This is a genomic window from Corynebacterium sphenisci DSM 44792 (genome assembly GCF_001941505.1).
Classification (GTDB): Bacteria; Actinomycetota; Actinomycetes; order Mycobacteriales; family Mycobacteriaceae; genus Corynebacterium; species Corynebacterium sphenisci.
Genome location: NZ_CP009248.1, coordinates 2,453,918 through 2,470,787, shown reverse-complemented (window position 1 = coordinate 2,470,787; position 16,870 = coordinate 2,453,918). Strand labels below are relative to the sequence as shown.

Sequence of the window (16,870 nt, the reverse complement as noted above, 5' to 3'; positions counted from 1 at the left end):
TCACCGGCCGATCGGGGGCCCGGAGGGATTCCGGGGTTCGGTATCCGAAACGATAGGGGTTACCCGGCGCCGCCGCGTGTTTTCCCCCCGATCCGCCCCGGGGAAGGCGAACCCCGGTCGGGAATCCGGGCCGGCGGCGGCTATCCTGGGCTTATGCAGCTCACCATGTTCTCCGATCTCGGCCTGCGCCTCGTCATGCGCCTGGCCGCCGCGGAGGAGGGGCGGCGCTTCACCGCCCGCGGGGTGGCCGCGGAGCTCAACGCCTCCCCGGCGCATGTGGCCAAGGTGGTCACCCGGCTGGGCGAACTCGGGGTGCTGGTGGCCACCCGGGGCCGCGGCGGCGGGATCCGGCTGGTCGAGGGGGCCACCGGGCGGTCCATCGGGGGCCTGCTGCGCGCCCTGGAGACCGGGGAGGTCATCGACTGCGAGGCCGCGGAGTGCCCGATGATCCCCTTCTGCCGGCTGCGCGGGGCGCTCGCCGAGGCGCAGGAGGCCTTCTTCGCCCACCTCGACGGGGTCACCGTCGATGACCTGATCGCCCGGGACGGGGTCGGCCCGGTGCCGTTGGCGCTGGCCGGGCCGCTGCGCGAGCAGGTTCGCTGATCCTGGCCGAAGTCCATGGTTAAGGTGATTCAGCTCTCATCCGCGGTTTTAAGTGGAATCCGGGGTGCGTATTAAGGGTAGGTTGGACTCCGCCATCCACCCATGGCGCAGCCAACCCCCGCAGGAGGACCCCATGACGGAGATCGCCGTCGAGAAGACCGCCCTTTCCCCCGAGCACGCCGAGCTCATCCGGCAGACCCTCCCGGTCGTCGGCGCCAACATCGGCGACATCACCCCCAACTTCTACCGCCGGATGTTCGGTGCCCACCCGGAGCTGCTCGCGGACACCTTCAACCGCGGCAACCAGAAGATCGGCGCCCAGCAGAAGGCCCTGGCCGCCTCCGTGGCGACCTTCGCCGCCACCCTGGTCGACCCGGAGGCCCCGGACCCGGTGGACCTGCTCGCCCGGATCGGGCACAAGCACGTCTCCGTCGGCATCGTCGAGGAGCAGTACCCCATCGTGCACAAGCACCTCTTCGACGCCATCGAGGAGATCCTCACCCCCGAGGTCTTCTCCGGCGAGGTGCGCGCCGCCTGGGACGAGGTGTACCTGGAGATGCAGCGGGTGCTCGTCGACTTCGAGCGCGGCACCTACCGGGAGATGGGCGTCGCCGACGGCGACGTCTTCCGCGACGCCGAGGTGGTCTCCCGCACCGACCACGGCGACCGGGTGGTGCGCTTCGGGGTGCGCCTGGTCGAGGGCGAGACCCCCGGCTTCCGGCCCGGCCAGTACATCTCGGTGCGGCAGACCATGCCGGACGGGGCCCGCCAGCTGCGCCAGTACTCGCTGACCAACGCCGGCGGCGGGGTGCTGGAGTTCGCGGTGCGCCGCGAGGACGGCGCCCCCGCCGAGGGCATCCCCGCCGGGGAGGTCTCCACCCAGCTGTGGAGGGAGCTCCAGGTCGGCGACGTGGTGGAGATCTCGCTGCCCGCCGGGGACCTGGTGCTGGACACCGCCGCGGACACCCCGGTGGTGCTCATCTCCGCCGGGATCGGGGTCACCCCGATGCTCGGCATGCTGGACCACCTGGTCGCCGTGGACTCCGACCGCCGGGTGCTCGCCCTGCACGCGGACCGCTCCGAGGACGCCGATGTGCTGCGCTCCGGCCGGGTCGGCGCCGTCGAGGCCCTGGCCCACGGCGAATCCCGCACCTGGTACGAGCCGGACCTGATGGACCTGTCCGAGGTGGATCTGCCCGAGGACGCCGACTACTACCTCTGCGGCTCCAACCCGTTCCTGCAGGCCATCCGGGCGCAGCTCACCGAGGCCGGGATCGACAAGTCCCGGGTGCACTTCGAGCTGTTCAGCCCCAACGACTGGCTCGTCGACGGCTGATCCCGCCCCTCCCCGGCAACGCCGGCGCACCCCGCCCGGGTGCGCCGGCGTCGCCGTTCCCCGGGCCCGCCGGCGCGGGGACGCCCTTGTGGGCCACCGTGTCGGATTCGCGGGCAAAGGGGACAGTCCCGCTCGCGCGGGGACGACTGCCACCCGTTCGTGTGGGCGACGATGGTGTTCGGAACAGCCCCACTCGCGCAGGGACGACTGGTGGCGATCATTGGTGCTCATCATGTGCTCCGGAACAGCCCCGCTCGCGCGGGGAGGACACGGTCTTGCTGGACCGGAAGCCGACCGGCCGGGGAACAGCCCCGCTCGCGCGGGGAGGACAGCCGATGACCATCGCGAAGGTGCTGCGGTGGGGGAACAGCCCCGCTCGCGCGGGGAGGACGCGGCCGCCGAGGCGGAGCCCCACCGGATCGCGGGAACAGCCCCGCTCGCGCGGGGAGGACATATCCCACCCGGTCTCCGCGGAGTACTTGATGGGAACAGCCCCGCTCGCGCGGGGAGGACGTGCCTCCAAAGCGCGACAGCGCCCCCGCCGCCGGAACAGCCCCGCTCGCGCGGGGAGGACACTTCTTGACCTGCGGCTATGCACCGGCACGGCTCAATCTACATTCGCTTTCGCGCCGTGGCGCGGGTATCGGACCGAAAGAATCGGAACCCCACCGTGGCCCCGGCACGCACCCGCGCGTGATGATCCTCGTGCTGAGCGTCCACGCGGTGGTGGTGTTGCTCGGCTGCCTGCGCTCCATGCGGGTGCATCCCCATGAGATGGCCGGGCCAGTGCCGGCCGTCCGGGTCGGGCCGCGGACCCGGACCCCGCTGGCCGGGAGCGCCGGGATCCGCCGCTGCCGGCCCGGCTCCGGCATCGGATCGGGCCGTGCCCGGATCCCGGGGTTCGGGCAGGTCAGCGCCCGTGTCGAGCTCATCGGGCCGGTGGCGCCGCGCCATTGGCTCACCCGGGTGCGCCGTGCCGGACACCGGGGTCGGTGTCCGGCGCGGTGCGCTAGGGAGCGGGGCTCAGCCCTCGGTGGCGCCGGCGCGGACCTCGTCGAGGAAGCGGCCGAGCCGGCGGGCGGCGTCGGACAGCGCGGCCTGGAAGGCCATGTGGCCCTCCGTGCGGGAGGAGGAGAAGCTCAGGCAGTACTCGATCTCCCCGTCCAGGGGCGTGTAGTTCACCCCGAACCCGTTGGGCACGGTGGGCGCGAAGGTGTAGCGGCGGATCACCGCATCCGAGCCGATCGAGGTGGTGGACAGGAAATCGGTGCGCGCGGCGACCACGCCCGGGTCCTCGAAGAGCCCCGGCTCCTCCCCGGCCGCGGCGGCGGTGCGGCGCAGCGCCCACAGGTGCCGGTCCATGCCGTCGCCGGATTTGCAGGCCTTCACCCAGCCGCGGTGTGCGGCCATCACCGCGGCGAAGCCGGCCGGCTCGGCCTCCCCGGCGACCAGGGCCTCGGCGAAGGCCACCGCCTCCGGGGTCACCGCGCGCAGGCATTCGGTGCGGCCGCGGACGTACTCGCGCATGTCCACCGCCTCGTAGACGGCGCGCACCCGGTCGTAGGCGAGCTTCTGCGCGATGGTGAGGATGAGCTGGCAGATCGCGTCCGCGCTGACCTTCACGCCCAGATCGGAGGTGTCCGGGGCGGGCACCTTCACCAGACGCACCGCCAGATCCCGTGCCCGGTCCCGGTAGGACTCCAGGGCGTCGCGGAGCACCGGCAGCAGCTCCGCGGGCGGGGACCAGGTGAGCTCCTCCGGGGCGGGTGCGGCGGGGCCGGGGTCGGCGGAGCCGTCCGGCAGCGCCGGTTCGGCGGCCTGCATCCGGGCGATCTGGGTGAGGATGGTCGCCCCGTCGACGGTGGAGTGCTCCACGTGGAGGCAGGCCCAGTCGGTGTCCAGCCCGATCTCGTAGGTCACCGGTTTGGTGGCCCAGGCGTTGCCGGGGCCGAAGGCGCAGTCCCGGAGGGCCGCATCCGCCCGCCGCGGGGTGCGGTGCAGCAGATGGACGGTGAAGAGCATGTCCCGGATCCGGTCGAAGATCGCCGCGCCGGCGGGTTCGGCGCGCAGCGCCCCGGTGACCGCGGCGCCCGCGGCGGCCGGCAGGTAGGACATGTGCGGCAGCGGGATCGGCGACTCCCGGGGCACCTCCTTGGCGGAGGTCAGGGCGCGCTCCAGGCCGGCGCGCAGCGCGGCGACCGGCAGCGCCTCCCCGGCGTCGTCGGTGATCCGCAGCGCCCAGATCCGGTCGGAGACGATGACCCCGATCTCATGCGGCCCGGCGGCGGGGCGGGCGGGGGCGAGGATCCGGTCGCGGGGTTCGGCGGGCATGCGCACCCCGCCGGCGAGGAACTCCCACTGGGCGGGGGAGAGCCGGTTGCCGCGGGCGTCGACCTCCTCCGGGGTGCGGCCGTGCACGTGGTCCAGGTGCAGCCGCACCGCGCGGTGCACCAGGTCCGCGGCCCGGTCCAGGCCGCTGGCCGGGGAGTCCAGGCGCACCTGGAAGCCGACGTTGGTGGCCAGCGGCAGCGGGTCGCGCACGTCGAGGTAGTCGTGGAGCCAGCCCTCGGCGAGCCAGCTGGAGCCGGCGGCGGCCCGCTCCTCGGCGTCGTCGAGGAGGCGCCGGTGGAGTTCGGGGCCGGCGCCGGTGCGGAAGGACTCCACCGCGGCGCGGGTGGCGGCCAGGGTGGGCGCGTCCGCGATCGCGGAGACCACGGTCTCCAGGCGGTTGAGCGTGGTGTCGAGATCGGGCACCGGCAGCGGCGTCCCGGGCTCGGCGGGGCGGGGGGACGGGGGTGCGGACTCGTGGTTCATTGGCCCAGTTTATCCGGGGCGGCGCCGGTCCCGCCCGGGTTTATCGCGCACACCACCTGGTCCACCCCCGCCGCGGGCCGCCTATGGTGGATCGCCACCCCGAGGGAAGGAGCCCCGATGACCCGCGACATCCCGCTGCCCGAGCTGCCCATCGTGCTCGCCCCGATGGCCGGCGGGCCCTCCACCCCGGAGCTGACCGCCGCGGTCTCCGCCGCCGGTGGGCTGGGTCTGCTCGCCGGCGGGTACCTCGCCCCGGAGGAGCTGTCCCGCCGGATCGACGCGGTGGCCGCCGCCACCGACCGCGATTTCGGGGTGAACATCTTCCACCCCACCCCGGCCCCCGAGGCCCCGCCGGCGGCCGCCGCCGCGGCGGAGTGGTCCGCGCACCGGGCCCGGCTGGCCGCCGCCTTCCCCGACGCGGCGCTGCCGGCCACCCCGCATGCCGATGACGACGGCTACGCGGCGAAACTCGAGATCGCGCGGGCCGCCCCGGCGCACTGTCGCTGGGTGAGCTTCGCCTTCGGCCATCCCGCCGCGGCGGAGATCGACCGGCTGCAGGCGGCGGGCAAGGCGGTCGCCCTCGGCGCCACCACCCTCGCCGGGGTGCGCGCCGCGGTGGCCGCCGGGGCGGATGCGGTGGTGGTCCAGGGCATCGGTGCCGGCGGGCACCGCGCCACCGTCGCCGGGGTGGACGACCCCGGCGCGGACGACCCGGCCACGGCCCCGGGGCCGGCCGGGCTCGTCGCCGCGGCGGCGGCCGCCGCCGGGGAGGTCCCCGTCATCGCCGCCGGCGGGGTGGCCGGGCCCGCGGACGTGGCCCGGCTGCGCGCCGCCGGGGCGGCGGCGGTGCAGGTGGGCACGCTCTTCCTCACCGCCGAGGAGGCCGGCACCAAACCCGCCCACGTCGCTGCGCTGCTGCGGCTGCGGGGGCGGCCGACCACCCTCACCCGGGCCTTCTCCGGGCGCTGGGCGCGCAGCATCGCCAACGAGGTCACCGATCGGATCCCGGAGGCCCCGGCGCTGTACCCGCAGCTGCACCACCTGAGCTCCCCGATGCGCGCCGCCGCGGCCGCCGCCGGGGACCCGGAGCGGCTGAACCTGTGGGCCGGCTCCGGCTTCGCCGCCTGCCGCGTCGCCCCGGCCGCGGAGATCCTCGCCGGGCTGCTGCCGGAGGCGGGCCGCTGAGCCGCCGGCCCCGGCCGCGGCGGGGGCTGGCATCATGGGCGCCATGACGCCGAAGGACGACAACCGCACCCTGCCCGCCGACGCCCGCTACGACGAGGGCATCCGGATCCGCCGGGAGGTGATGGGCGACGACTTCGTGGACGCGGCCCTGGCCCGCACCGCGGGCAGCGACGGGGAGCCGCTGCAGCGGCATATCACCGAGACCGTGTGGGGCTCGGTGTGGACCCGGGAGGGCCTGGCGAAGCGGGACCGCAGCCTGCTCAACATCGGCATGCTGGTGGCCCTGCGCGCCACCGGGGAGCTGCGCGGGCACGTCCGCGGGGCGCTGCGCAACGGGCTGAGCCGGGAGGAGATCGTGGAGGCGGTGATCCACTCCGCCGGCTACTGCGGGGCCCCGGCGGCGCTGTCCGCGATGTCGGTGGTTCAGGAGGTCCTGGTCGCCGAGCTCGGCGAGGCCGGCGGGGCGGACGGGGCCGCGGACCCGGGCAGCTCCGGGGCGTAGACCAGCCAGCGCAGCCAGGCCACGTTGACCGCCAGCGCCTCCAGGGCGCGGGCGGCGGCCAGGCAGATCGCGAAGGCGGCGATGCTCACCGCCCAGGGCGCGGCCTCGCCGAGGGAGGTGAGCCGCTCCGAGGAGCCGATCAGGCGGTACTCGAGGAGGATGTCCACCGGGATGTGCGTGAGGTAGATCGCCAGGGTGCGTTGCCCGATGGCGCGCAGCCGGCGGGCCAGGGCGCCCAACGGCCCGCCCCGCCGCCGGTCCAGCCACACCGCCAGGGCCAGGGCGAGGGCCACCCCCGCCGGGGCGCGGCAGAGCCACACCAGCTGCGCGGCGGCGTGCAGCGCCGGCGGCTGGTCGGGCCCGGCCGGGATGGTCACCTGCCCGCGCAGCAGCTGGCCGAGGAGCCACAGCGCCGCGGCGCCGGCCGCCCACCAGGCCAGCCGGCGCCGGGTGAGCTCCCCGGCGCTGGCGCCGACCAGCAGCTCCCGGGCGGCCATGCCGAGCAGGAAGGCCGGCCACCAGCGCAGGATCTGGTTCCACGGGGACCAGCCCCAGAGCAGCGGCCCGGCCAGGGCCAGCGCGATGGCGAGGGCGAGGACCGCGCCCCGGGGCAGCCGGCGGGTGGCCCAGGTGGCGACGCTGTAGACGATGAGCGCCTGCAGGAACCACATGTGCGAGGTGGGGGTGACCAGCTGGGCGGCGATCGCCGCCGGGGGCTCCCGGTGCATTCCGCCGAGGTAGATGATGGTCCACAGGGTGAAGGGGAAGGCCCAGGGCCACACCCGGCGGCGCAGCAGCCAGCGGCCGTCGCCGACGAGCAGCCGCCCGGCGAAGAGCCCGGAGACGAAGAAGAACAGCGGCATCCGCAGCACCCCGGTGGGCCGCAGCAGGGTCGCGATCGCCGTCGAGGGGAAGGGGTCCAGGTTCACGTGGTAGGCGACGACCAGCAGGATGCAGATCCCCTTGGCCAGATCCACCCAGCCGACCCGGCCGGCGCGTGCGGCGCTCGCCGCCATCTCGCCCCTTCCCCGGGCCGTCGCCGGCCCCGTTGCGTGCCCTCGGACGCAACCGAGCATCCCCGGTGCACCGCGCCCGGCCAAACCCCGCCCGGGGGTCGGGGGGTGGCCGGCTACCCCCGCCCCGCGGCCCCGCGGAGCCGGTCCAGCTCCGCCTCGGCCTCGGCGAGGCGGGCCCTCAGCTCCTCGATGTCGGCCCGGTAGAGGCCGGTCAGCTCGTCGATGTACCCCCGATCCCAGCGCGGCGTGATGTGCTTCGTACAGTTGGCGTCCACCGCGGTGACCCGGATGAGCAGCACCCGCTCGATCCGGGAGCGCAGCCGGCGGCCGCCCCCGAGATCGCGCAGCCGCTCCACCAGCTCCGGGTGTCCGGCGGCGTCGAGCACCCGGGCGCGGCCGAAGACCTTCAGCCGGCGCCGGGTGGGGAAGTCGACGAAGAACAGGCACACCCGGCCGTCCCGGTCGATGTTGCCGGTGGTGACGTACTGCCGGTTGCCGGCCAGATCCGGGATCGCCAGGGTGTCCGGGCCGAGGATCCGCACGAACCCGGGGGGACCGCCGCGGTGCTGGACGTAGGGCCAGCCCGCCCCGGTGACGGTGCCGATCATGGCCATGTCCGCGTTCGCGATGAGCCTGCGGTCGGCGGGCTCGAACTCGAACGCGCCCTCGGCGGGCTCGTCGATCCGGTGGTGTGCGCCCACGGCGCGCTGCCGGGCGCGGACGTGCTCGTCGAAGGCGAGCTCGGCGTAGCTCAGCCGCGGGTGCCCGGGGGCGGCGGGCAGGTCATCGGGCGGGGGCTGGTGCATGGCGGCCACCATAGATCCGGCGCGCCCCGGCGGCCCCCGTTCTCGGGGGCCGCCGGGGCGCGCCGGGGGCCTCGCGGCCGGCGGCGGTCAGCCGCGGGCGGCGTTGCCGCCGACGGCGTCCAGGCCGGCGTCGGTCATGTGCAGGATCAGGTTGTGCGGGCCGGCGTTCATGGAGACGATCCCGGCCACCCACGGGTCGGCGGCGCAGGTGCCGTGGCCGCCGGTGACCCGCTTGGAGTCGACGAAGCGGGCCCCGGCGTCGCGGGCGGCGTCGGCGACGGCGCCCTGCAGGGCGTCCTCGATCTCGCGGATGTTCACGCCCGGGGTGGGCGCGCCGGGGGCGTTCGGGGCGAGGTTGAACACGCACACGGTGCCGTCCGGGGCGGAGACGGTCGGGTAGCCGACCACCTTCACCACCGCGTTCGGGGCGGCGGCCTTGGCCTGGTGGATGGCCTCGCGCACCGCGGCGCGCAGGTTCTCCCGCACCTCCGGCACCGGCATGTGGTCGTTGAGCACGTAGGGGTAGGTGTCGTTCGCCCCGGCGAGCATGACCACCTCGCGGGTGGACCCGTTGAGGTCCCCGTTGTCCCGGGCGCGCTGGATCTGCTCGGCGATGCGCATCCCGCCGGTGCGGTAGGAGGCGCCGGCGCAGGTGTAGTCGTCGACGTGGCGGCCGGCGGCGGCGCCGTAGGCGCCGCTGAAGCGGAAGTCGGTGCCGCAGCCGGCCTTGGAGATCCGGGCGTCCGGCAGCGGCAGGTTGGCCTTGCCGGCGGCGAAGTCGTAGACGGTCGGGTTGGCGGCCAGGGAGTCGCCGAGGACGACGGCGTTTCCGGGCGCGGCCTGGGCGGCCGGCAGGGAGATCGCCGCAATCGCGGTGGCGGCGGCGGTGGCCAGGACAGTGCGGAGGCGCATGGGCTGCTTTCGTCGACGGTGGTGCGCGGGCGGCGGGGCCGCGGCCCGGCGCGGGACATACCGGTACAGGATAAGCCGTTTGGGGGGCAATGGAAAGCCCGCCGGGCGATAACGGGGGTGTAACGGGGAAATAACGAGGTGGCGGCGGGTGTCCGGGGGCATGGGCCGACCCCCTGGTGCGCATGCCCACCAGGGGGTCGGGTGGGGCCGGTGGGGCCCCTGGGGGGTCTAGCCCTTCAGCGAGGCCGGCGGGGTGAAGCGCTCGCCGTAGGCGGCGGCGAGCTCCTCGGCGCGGGCCACGAACCCGGGCACGCCCAGGGTCGGGGTGCCGTCGGGCAGCGCCCCGTCCACCACGCCGGCGGCCTTCGCCGCCTCCGGGCGGCCGGAGAACCGGTCGTAGTTGACGATGAACTGGCGGGTGCCGCCGGTCCACGCCGGGTAGCCGATGCCGAAGATGGAGCCGATGTTGGCGTCGGCGTCCTCCACCACCACGCCCTCGTCCATGCAGCGCTGGGTCTCGATCGCCTCGATGAACAGCATCCGGTCCACCAGGTCCTGCAGGTTGGTCTCCTCCGCCGGGATGGACCCGGCGCCGAGCTCGCTCCACAGGCCCGGCCACAGCCGGGTGCGCTTGCCGTCGACGTACTCGTAGAAGCCGCGGCCCTCCAGCCGGCCGGGCCGGTCGAACTCCTCCAGCATCCGGTTGACCAGCCCGGCGACGCCGCCGTCCTCGATCTCGTGCCCGGCGGCGCGCATCGCCGCCTCGGTCTCCTCGCGGACCTTCTTCATCAGCTTCAGGTTCAGCTCATCGGCGAGCTGCAGCTGCGCCGCCGGGTAGCCGGCCTGCCGGGAGGCGGCCTCCACCAGGGTGGGCTGGTGGCCCTCGGCGACCATCCGCATGGACTCGTTGATCACGGTGGCGATCACCCGGGAGGTGTAGAAGCCGCGGGAGTCGTTCACCACGATCGGGATCTTGCGGATCTGCACCGAGAAGTCCAGGGCCTTGGCCAGGGTCTCCGGGGAGGTGTTCTCCCCGGAGATGATCTCGATGAGCATCATCTTGTCCACCGGGGAGAAGAAGTGCAGGCCGATGAAGTCGCCGGTGCGCTCCACCGCCTCGCCCAGCTCCGTGATCGGCAGCGTGGAGGTGTTGGAGCCCAGCACCGCGGTATCCGGCACCGCCGCCTCGATCTCGGCGTGCACCTTGTGCTTGAGCTCGGTGTTCTCGAACACCGCCTCCACCACGATGTCCACGTCGTGCAGATCCTCGTAGGAGTCGGTGGGGTGGATCCGGTCCAGCAGCGCCTTCGACTTCTCCTCGGTGGTGCGGCCCCGGGACAGCGCCTTGGCCTCCAGCTTCTCGGAGTAGTTCTTGCCGCGCTCGGCGTTCTCCAGGGTGACGTCCTTGAGCACGACCTCCATGCCCACCTTCGCGCAGACGTAGGCGATGCCGGCGCCCATCATGCCGGCGCCGACGACGGCGACCTTGCGGAACTCCGTCGTCGGGAAGGGGGTGCCGTCGGCCCGGCGGGGCCGGGAGCCGCCGCCGTTGCAGTGCTGCAGATCGAAGAAGAAGGCCTGCACCATGTTCTTCGACTGGGTGCCGCAGGCCAGCTCGGTGAAGTAGCGGGACTCGATGGTCAGCGCCGTGTCGAAGTCCACCTGGGCGCCCTCGATGGCGGCCTGCATCGCCCGCTTCGGGGAGAGCATCGGCGCGCCCTTGAGCTGCTTGGTGAGGTTGGCGGGGAAGGAGGGCAGCATCATCGCCAGCTTCGGCGAGGTGGGGGTGCCGCCGGGGATCCGGTGCCCCTTCTCGTCCCAGGGCTGGGTCGCGGTGGCCTCCGGCGAGGTCACCCAGGCCCGGGCGCGGTCGAGCAGCTCCCCGGGCTCGACGACCTCGTCGACGAGGCCGGCCTTGAGCGCCTGCGCGGGCCGCATCTGCTTGCCCGGCAGCAGCACGTTCATCAGCGCGTCCTGGATGCCGAGCATCCGGACGGTGCGCACGATGCCGCCGGCGCCGGGCAGCAGGCCGAGGGTCACCTCGGGCAGCCCGATCTTGGAGCCGCGGGCGTCCGCGGCGATGCGGTGGTTCGCGGCCAGCGCGATCTCCAGGCCGCCGCCGAGGGCGGAGCCGTTGATCGCGGCGACCACGGGCACCGCGGCGCGCTCGATCCGGCGCAGCGCGTCCTTCATGCCCTGCACCATCTCGAACATGGCGGCGGCGTCGCCGGGCCCGGCCTTGACCATCTCGGTCAGGTCGGCGCCGGCGAAGAAGGTCTTCTTCGCGGAGGTGATGATGACCCCGCGGATGGACTTCGGATCCTCCGCGAGCTCGGCCTCGAGGCGTTCCACGGTGGCGACGAGGCCTTCGCGGAAGGTGTCGTTCATGGTGTTGACGGGGGCGTCGGGGGCGTCCATCGTGAGCGTGACGACGCCGTCGGCGTCCTTGTCCCACCGGAACATGGTGTCGGTCATTTGGGGTCTCCTTGAAAGGTTCGGGTGGGGGTTCTAGACGCGTTCGACGATGGTGGCCACGCCCATGCCGCCGGCGACGCAGAGCGTCATCAGCGCATAGCGGCCGCCGGAGCGGTGCAGCTCGTCGATGGCGGTGCCGGTGATCATCGCGCCGGTGGCGCCGAGGGGGTGGCCCATGGCGATCGCGCCGCCGTGCACGTTGAGCCGCTCCTCGTCGATGCCCAGGGCCTCCTGGGCGTGCAGCACCACCGCGGCGAAGGCCTCGTTGATCTCCCATACGTCGATGTCCTCGACGGAGAGGTTCGCCTTCGCCAGCACCTCGCGCACGGCCGGCTCGATGCCGGTGAGCATGATCGTCGGCTCCACGCCGTTGACCGCCATGGCGACGATCCGGGCCCGCGGCTCCAGGCCCATGTCCGCGCCGGCGCGCTCCGAGCCGACGAGGGTCAGCGCCGCGCCGTCGACGATGCCGGAGGAGTTGCCCGCGTGGTGCACGTGGGTGATCGACTCCAGCTGCGGGTACTTCTTCAGCGCCACCGCGTCGAAGCCGCCCATGGCGCCCATCTGCTCGAAGGCCGGGCGCAGCTTCGCCAGGGACTCGGCGGTGGTGCCGGGCCGGATGGTCTCGTCCCGGTCCAGGATGGTCAGCCCGTTGGCGTCGACCACGGGGACCACGGAGCGGTCGAAGACCCCCTCCGCCCAGGCCTTCGCGGCGCGCTCGTGGGAGCGGGCCGCGAAGGCGTCCAGGCGGTCCCGGCCGATCCCGTCGAGGGAGGCGATGAGGTCCGCGGAGATGCCCTGGGGCACGAAGTCGGTGGCGAAGGACACCTCGGCGTCCATCGCCATCGCCCCGCCGTCGGAGGCCATCGGGATCCGGGACATCGACTCCACGCCGCCGGCGAGGACGAGCTCGTCGAAGCCGGAGGCGACCTTCTGCGCGGCGAGGTTGATCGCGGTGAGCCCGGAACCGCAGAAGCGGTTCACCTGCACCCCGCCGGTGCGGTACGGCAGGCCCGCGGCGAGCGCGGCGGTGCGGGCGATGTCGGCGCCCTGGTCGGCGACCGGGGTCACGCAGCCGACGATGAAGTCGGAGATGCGCTCCTCGTCCAGGTTCGGGAAGCGGTCGCGGATCTCGTCGATCAGGCCGGTGAGCAGGGAGACCGGCCGCACCGAATACAGCGACCCGTCCTTCTTGCCCTTACCGCGCGGGGTGCGGATCGCCTCGTAGATGAAGGCGCCGCCCGCGGGATTCGTGGCGTTGGTCATAATCAGTCCTCTGCGTCGTCTGGGGAGTGTCCCACGTCACCCTAGCCGCGCGGGACGCCGCGCATCACCCCTCGGCGGATTATCTCCGCATGCCCTTCTCAATGGGGGTGACCGCCCGCCCGACGCCGCAGGTCACCGCATCGCGGGGGGAGCCGGGAGCGGATCGGCGCCGCGGCGCAGCACCAGCACCAGGTTCGACACCGCCACCTCGCGCAGCACCGGCACCCGGGTCAGCCACCAGGCCCAGCGGGGGTGGTAGCGGGGGAAGGCCGCCAGCGGCTCCGCGGCGCCGGTGCGGCCCTGCTCGGCCGCCCAGGCCAGGCCCTCGGCGCAGCCCACCTCGAACAGGGACTCGCCGTAGGCGTTCTTCGGCCGCCGGCCGTGCCGGCGCTCGTAGAGCCGGCGCGCCCGCGCCCCGCCGAGGTAGTGGGTGAGCCCCATCTCATGGCCCCCGAAGGGGCCCCACCAGCAGGTGTAGGAGTACACCATGAGCCCGCCGGGCCGGGTCACCCGCAGCATCTCCCGGCCCATCCGCCAGGGTTCGGCGACGTGCTCGGCGACGTTGGAGGAGTAGGTGAGATCGAAGGCGCCGTCCCGGAAGGGCAGCGCCAGCCCGGAGCCGCGCACCGAGGAGTCCAGGCGGATGCCCGCGGCGGCCATCTCCCCGACATCGGGTTCGCAGGTGACGTAGTCCGCCCCGCGCTCGGCGAAGGCCCGGCCGAAGTAGCCGGGGCCGCCGCCGACGTCGAGGATCCGCATCCCGCGCAGCCCCCCGGCCCCGGCGGCGGCGGCGATGGCGGCGAGCAGCTCCGCGGTGTCCTCGGCCAGCGGGCCGTAGAACAGCTCCGGGCGCTCGCGCTCATGGCGGAAGGCGGCGAGCAGGCCCACCGAGCGGCGCAGCGTGGCGAGGCGGCGCAGGGGGGCGGGGTTCGGCAGGCGATGGCGCACGGGGCCGAAACTACCCGAGCCGCCCCGCCGGCCGCCTCGGGGATCGGGCAAACGGCGCCGCCGGCGGCGGCTACAGTCCCCCCCATGAGGATTCTGCTGCTGTGCTGGCGCGACACCGGCCACCCGGAGGGCGGGGGCAGCGAACGCTACCTCGAGCACGTCGCCGGCGCCCTCGCCGCCGCCGGGCACCGGGTGGTCTACCGCACCGCGGCCTACCCGGGCGCGGCCGCGGCGGAGCGCCGGGGCGGGGTGGCCTTCTCCCGCGCCGGCGGCGGCTACACCGTCTACCCCCGGGCCTGGGCGGCGATGGCCGCCGCCCGCCTCGGCCACGGGCCGCTGGCCCGGGCCCTGGGCGGGCGCCCGGAGGTGGTGCTGGACACCCAGAACGGGATCCCCTTCCTGGCCCGGATCTTCGCCGGGGCGCCGACGGTGCTGCTGGTGCACCACTGCCACCGGGAGCAGTGGCCGGTGGCCGGCCGGCTCACCGGCCGGCTGGGCTGGTTCATCGAATCCCGGCTGTCCCCCCAGGTGCACCGGGGCTGCCGGTACATCACCGTCTCCGAGCCCTCCGCCGCGGATCTGCGCGCCCTGGGGGTGCGCGGATCCGATATCGAGGTGATCCGCAACGGGGTGGACCCGGTGCCCGCCGGCGCCGCTGCGGCGGCGGCGCCGGCCGACCCCGGGCCGCGGCTGGTCACCCTGTCCCGGCTGGTGCCCCATAAGCAGATCGAGCACGCCATCGACGCGGTGGCCGCCCTGGCCCCGCGGTGGCCGGGGCTGCGCCTGGACGTCATCGGCGACGGCTGGTGGGCGGATCGGCTGCGCGGCCACGCCCGGGCCCTGGGCGTGGCCGACCGGGTGGTCTTCCACGGGCAGGTCACCGAGGAGCGCAAGCACGCCCTGCTCGCCGCCGCCCGGGTGCACCTGATGCCCTCCCGGAAGGAGGGCTGGGGGCTGGCCGTGATCGAGGCCGCCCAGCACGCGGTGCCCACCGTGGGCTACCGCTCCTCGGCGGGGCTGCGCGATTCGGTGGTCGACGGCGCCACCGGGCTGCTCGCGGGCACCCCGGCGGAGCTGGTCGCCGCGGTGGGCCGGCTGCTCGCCGACCCCGGGCTGCGGGATCGCCTCGGCGCGGCGGCCCGGCGGCGCGCCGGGCGGTTCAGCTGGCCGGCGACGACCGCGGCGGTGGAGCGGGTGCTCGTCGCCGCCGCCCGGCGCCGCTGAGCGCGGCGACCGCGGCCGCGGCCGGCCCGGCCAGCGCCGCGGCCGCCCAGGCGGCCAGGCCCGCCCATGCGGGGCGCCGATCCGCGGGCGCGGGCCGGGCCACCGGGCCGGGTACGTGGTGCAGCCGCAGCCGCGCATCGGCGTGCACCAGCTCCAGGCGGTCCAGCACCCGCTCCGCCTCGCCCATCGGGCCGGGCGAATCGGCGACCAGCACCCAGGCCACCCCCTCGGCGGCGAGCCGGGCCACCGCGTCCGGCGGCGGGTCCAGCAGCAGCCGGCGCACCCGCGCCGGGCGGCCGGCGGCGTCGTCCACGGCCACCCCGCCGATGAGCAGCTCCGGGGTGCCGAGCACCTCGGCGGGCAGGATCTTCGTCGCCGGGTCGTACACCGGCCGGCCGTCCACCACCCGGTAGGAGGCCGCCGGCAGGCTGGCCACCGCGCCATCGTCCATGGCGACCAGCCCGGTGACCCACTGCCAGCCCGGCCAGGCCGGCTGCGGGGCCAGCGGGGCCACCGCCCGGGGCAGCTCCGGCACCGCCGCCATCGCGGTGAGCGCCGCCACCGCCCCGGCGAGCAGCCGGCGCCGATCCGGCAGGCCCGCGGCGAGGGTCTCCGCCCCGGCGGCGGCGAGCAGCCCGTAGCCGGGCAGCGCCAGGGCCACCCACTTCTGCCCGTCGCGGAGCAGCCCCGCCCCGGGCAGCTGCTCCTGGGCGGCGGCGACGGCGGCCAGCCCCGGCCCGGTGGCGGCCAGGGCGGGGGCGAGCACCGCCACCGCGGCGAGCGCGATGAGCCGGCGGCGCAGCCGCACCGGGGCGGCCCGGCCCGCCCCGCGCCCCCAGGCGGCGCGGGCGCCGATGGCGAACAGGGCGAGCAGCAGGACCACGGTGAGCGCCGAACCGGCGTGCTCCCGGGAGCCGGGCACCACCTGGGCGTTCCAGATCCCGCCGAGCCCGGCGAGCGCCCCCAGGGTGCCGACCAGGTGCTCGGCGCGGGCGGCGAAGGCGCCCGCCGCCGCCGGGTCCGCGGTGGCCGGGGCGCCGCCGAGGGCGGCGGCGATGAGCCAGGGCGCGGACACCGCCGCGGCGCTCGCCGCGGCGAGCAGCCGGTCCCGGGCGCCGCGGGCGGCGGTGAGCGCCACCGCGGCGCCGAGCAGCGCCCCGGTGGGGGTGAGCCCGGCGAGGGCGAGCAGGCTGGCCCGCCAGCCGGGCCGGCCGAGCGCCCCGGCCAGGGCGATCGCCGGCAGCAGCACCGCGGCGGCGACCAGGGACCAGTGGCCCTGCAGCAGCCGCTCCACCACGAAGGGGTTCCACAGGGTGATGGTGCTCGCCGCGAGCTGCCCGGCCGCGCCCGCGCCGAGGGCCCGGCGGGCCAGCTCGGAGGCGGCGACCCCGCCGATCATGAACGCGGTGAAGAGCACCAGCGCGGCCGCCGCCGGGGCGCCGGGGCCGTGCGCGGCCAGGGCGAGCAGCGCGTCCTGGGGGGTGGCCCGGGCGGCGGCGCCGCCCAGGCCCAGGGCCGCGTCGGTCAGCGCCGGGCGGGCGGGCACCACCATATCCCGCAGCATCAGCTCCCCGGGCCGGGCCAGCGGCCACAGCGCCGCGGCGGTGAGCAGCAGCGACCAGCCGACGGCGACCAGGGAGCCGGGGGTCAGGCCGGCCTCCGCGCGGGGCCGGGCGGCGGCGCGGGATCGGGCGGGGGAGTCCACACCGGGGAAGTCTAACGGGGCCCGGGATCGGCGCGGGGCCGCCGCCGGCGCGGGGTGCCACCCCGCGCCCGCGGCGGC

At 75.4% G+C, this 16,870-nt stretch carries 13 protein-coding genes and 1 CRISPR repeat array; of the genes, 5 read left to right on the top strand and 8 right to left on the bottom strand.

The window, feature by feature from the left end; all coding sequences use genetic code 11:
• The first annotated feature begins 153 nt into the window (after positions 1 to 153).
• Together CSPHI_RS11235 and CSPHI_RS11230 are read left to right on the top strand one after the other, a co-directional pair.
• Positions 154 to 603 (top strand): Rrf2 family transcriptional regulator, encoded by a 450-nt coding sequence (locus CSPHI_RS11235; protein ID WP_075693350.1) that lies wholly within the window; start codon positions 154 to 156, stop codon positions 601 to 603.
• Positions 604 to 736: 133 nt separating this feature from the next.
• Positions 737 to 1,939, top strand: a complete 1,203-nt coding sequence (locus CSPHI_RS11230) for a globin domain-containing protein (RefSeq protein ID WP_075693348.1) — start codon at positions 737 to 739, stop codon at positions 1,937 to 1,939.
• A 118-nt stretch (positions 1,940 to 2,057) separates the two neighbouring features.
• Positions 2,058 to 2,513: a CRISPR direct-repeat array (repeat unit 29 nt; unit sequence GGGAACAGCCCCGCTCGCGCGGGGAGGAC).
• Positions 2,514 to 2,962: 449 nt separating this feature from the next.
• On the opposite strand, the gene CSPHI_RS11225 is transcribed toward CSPHI_RS11230, so the two are convergent.
• Positions 2,963 to 4,753, bottom strand: a complete 1,791-nt coding sequence (locus CSPHI_RS11225; RefSeq protein ID WP_075693347.1) for a choline/carnitine O-acyltransferase — start codon at positions 4,751 to 4,753, stop codon at positions 2,963 to 2,965.
• Between the two features lie 117 nt (positions 4,754 to 4,870).
• On the opposite strand from CSPHI_RS11225, the gene CSPHI_RS11220 reads away from it, so the two are divergent.
• Positions 4,871 to 5,938, top strand: a complete 1,068-nt coding sequence (locus CSPHI_RS11220) for a nitronate monooxygenase (protein WP_075693345.1) — start codon at positions 4,871 to 4,873, stop codon at positions 5,936 to 5,938.
• Between the two features lie 43 nt (positions 5,939 to 5,981).
• Entirely contained in the window at positions 5,982 to 6,440 is a 459-nt protein-coding gene (locus tag CSPHI_RS11215; protein WP_075693343.1) for a carboxymuconolactone decarboxylase family protein, read from the top strand.
• Here the strand turns inward: CSPHI_RS11215 and CSPHI_RS11210 are convergent.
• The 6 genes from CSPHI_RS11210 to CSPHI_RS11185 form a co-directional block, all read right to left on the bottom strand.
• Positions 6,362 to 7,456, bottom strand: coding sequence for an acyltransferase family protein (locus tag CSPHI_RS11210; protein ID WP_075693341.1), 1,095 nt, complete (start codon positions 7,454 to 7,456; stop codon positions 6,362 to 6,364). The genes CSPHI_RS11215 and CSPHI_RS11210 overlap by 79 nt on opposite strands.
• A gap of 113 nt (positions 7,457 to 7,569) precedes the next feature.
• Positions 7,570 to 8,262: a pyridoxamine 5'-phosphate oxidase family protein gene (locus tag CSPHI_RS11205; protein WP_075693339.1), complete on the bottom strand. Its 693-nt coding sequence runs from the start codon at positions 8,260 to 8,262 to the stop codon at positions 7,570 to 7,572.
• An 87-nt stretch (positions 8,263 to 8,349) separates the two neighbouring features.
• Positions 8,350 to 9,174: a GDSL-type esterase/lipase family protein gene (locus CSPHI_RS11200; protein WP_075693338.1), complete on the bottom strand. Its 825-nt coding sequence runs from the start codon at positions 9,172 to 9,174 to the stop codon at positions 8,350 to 8,352.
• A 228-nt stretch (positions 9,175 to 9,402) separates the two neighbouring features.
• The gene (locus CSPHI_RS11195; protein WP_075693336.1) at positions 9,403 to 11,649 is read right to left on the bottom strand and encodes a 3-hydroxyacyl-CoA dehydrogenase NAD-binding domain-containing protein; all 2,247 of its coding nucleotides are present in this window, start codon (positions 11,647 to 11,649) and stop codon (positions 9,403 to 9,405) included.
• A 33-nt stretch (positions 11,650 to 11,682) separates the two neighbouring features.
• Positions 11,683 to 12,915, bottom strand: a complete 1,233-nt coding sequence (locus CSPHI_RS11190) for an acetyl-CoA C-acetyltransferase (RefSeq protein WP_075693334.1) — start codon at positions 12,913 to 12,915, stop codon at positions 11,683 to 11,685.
• Between the two features lie 132 nt (positions 12,916 to 13,047).
• Positions 13,048 to 13,863 (bottom strand): class I SAM-dependent methyltransferase, encoded by an 816-nt coding sequence (locus tag CSPHI_RS11185; protein ID WP_245803314.1) that lies wholly within the window; start codon positions 13,861 to 13,863, stop codon positions 13,048 to 13,050.
• Between the two features lie 84 nt (positions 13,864 to 13,947).
• Here CSPHI_RS11185 and CSPHI_RS11180 point away from each other — a divergent pair, with 84 nt between their 5' ends.
• Positions 13,948 to 15,087, top strand: coding sequence for a glycosyltransferase family 4 protein (locus CSPHI_RS11180; RefSeq protein WP_075693332.1), 1,140 nt, complete (start codon positions 13,948 to 13,950; stop codon positions 15,085 to 15,087).
• Here CSPHI_RS11180 and CSPHI_RS11175 read toward each other — a convergent pair.
• A complete protein-coding gene (locus tag CSPHI_RS11175) occupies positions 15,023 to 16,792 on the bottom strand; it encodes an MmpA family trehalose lipid delivery protein (RefSeq protein ID WP_075693331.1) in 1,770 nt (589 codons plus the stop codon). The two genes, CSPHI_RS11180 and CSPHI_RS11175, sit on opposite strands and share 65 nt — an antisense overlap.
• Positions 16,793 to 16,870: the final 78 nt, after the last annotated feature.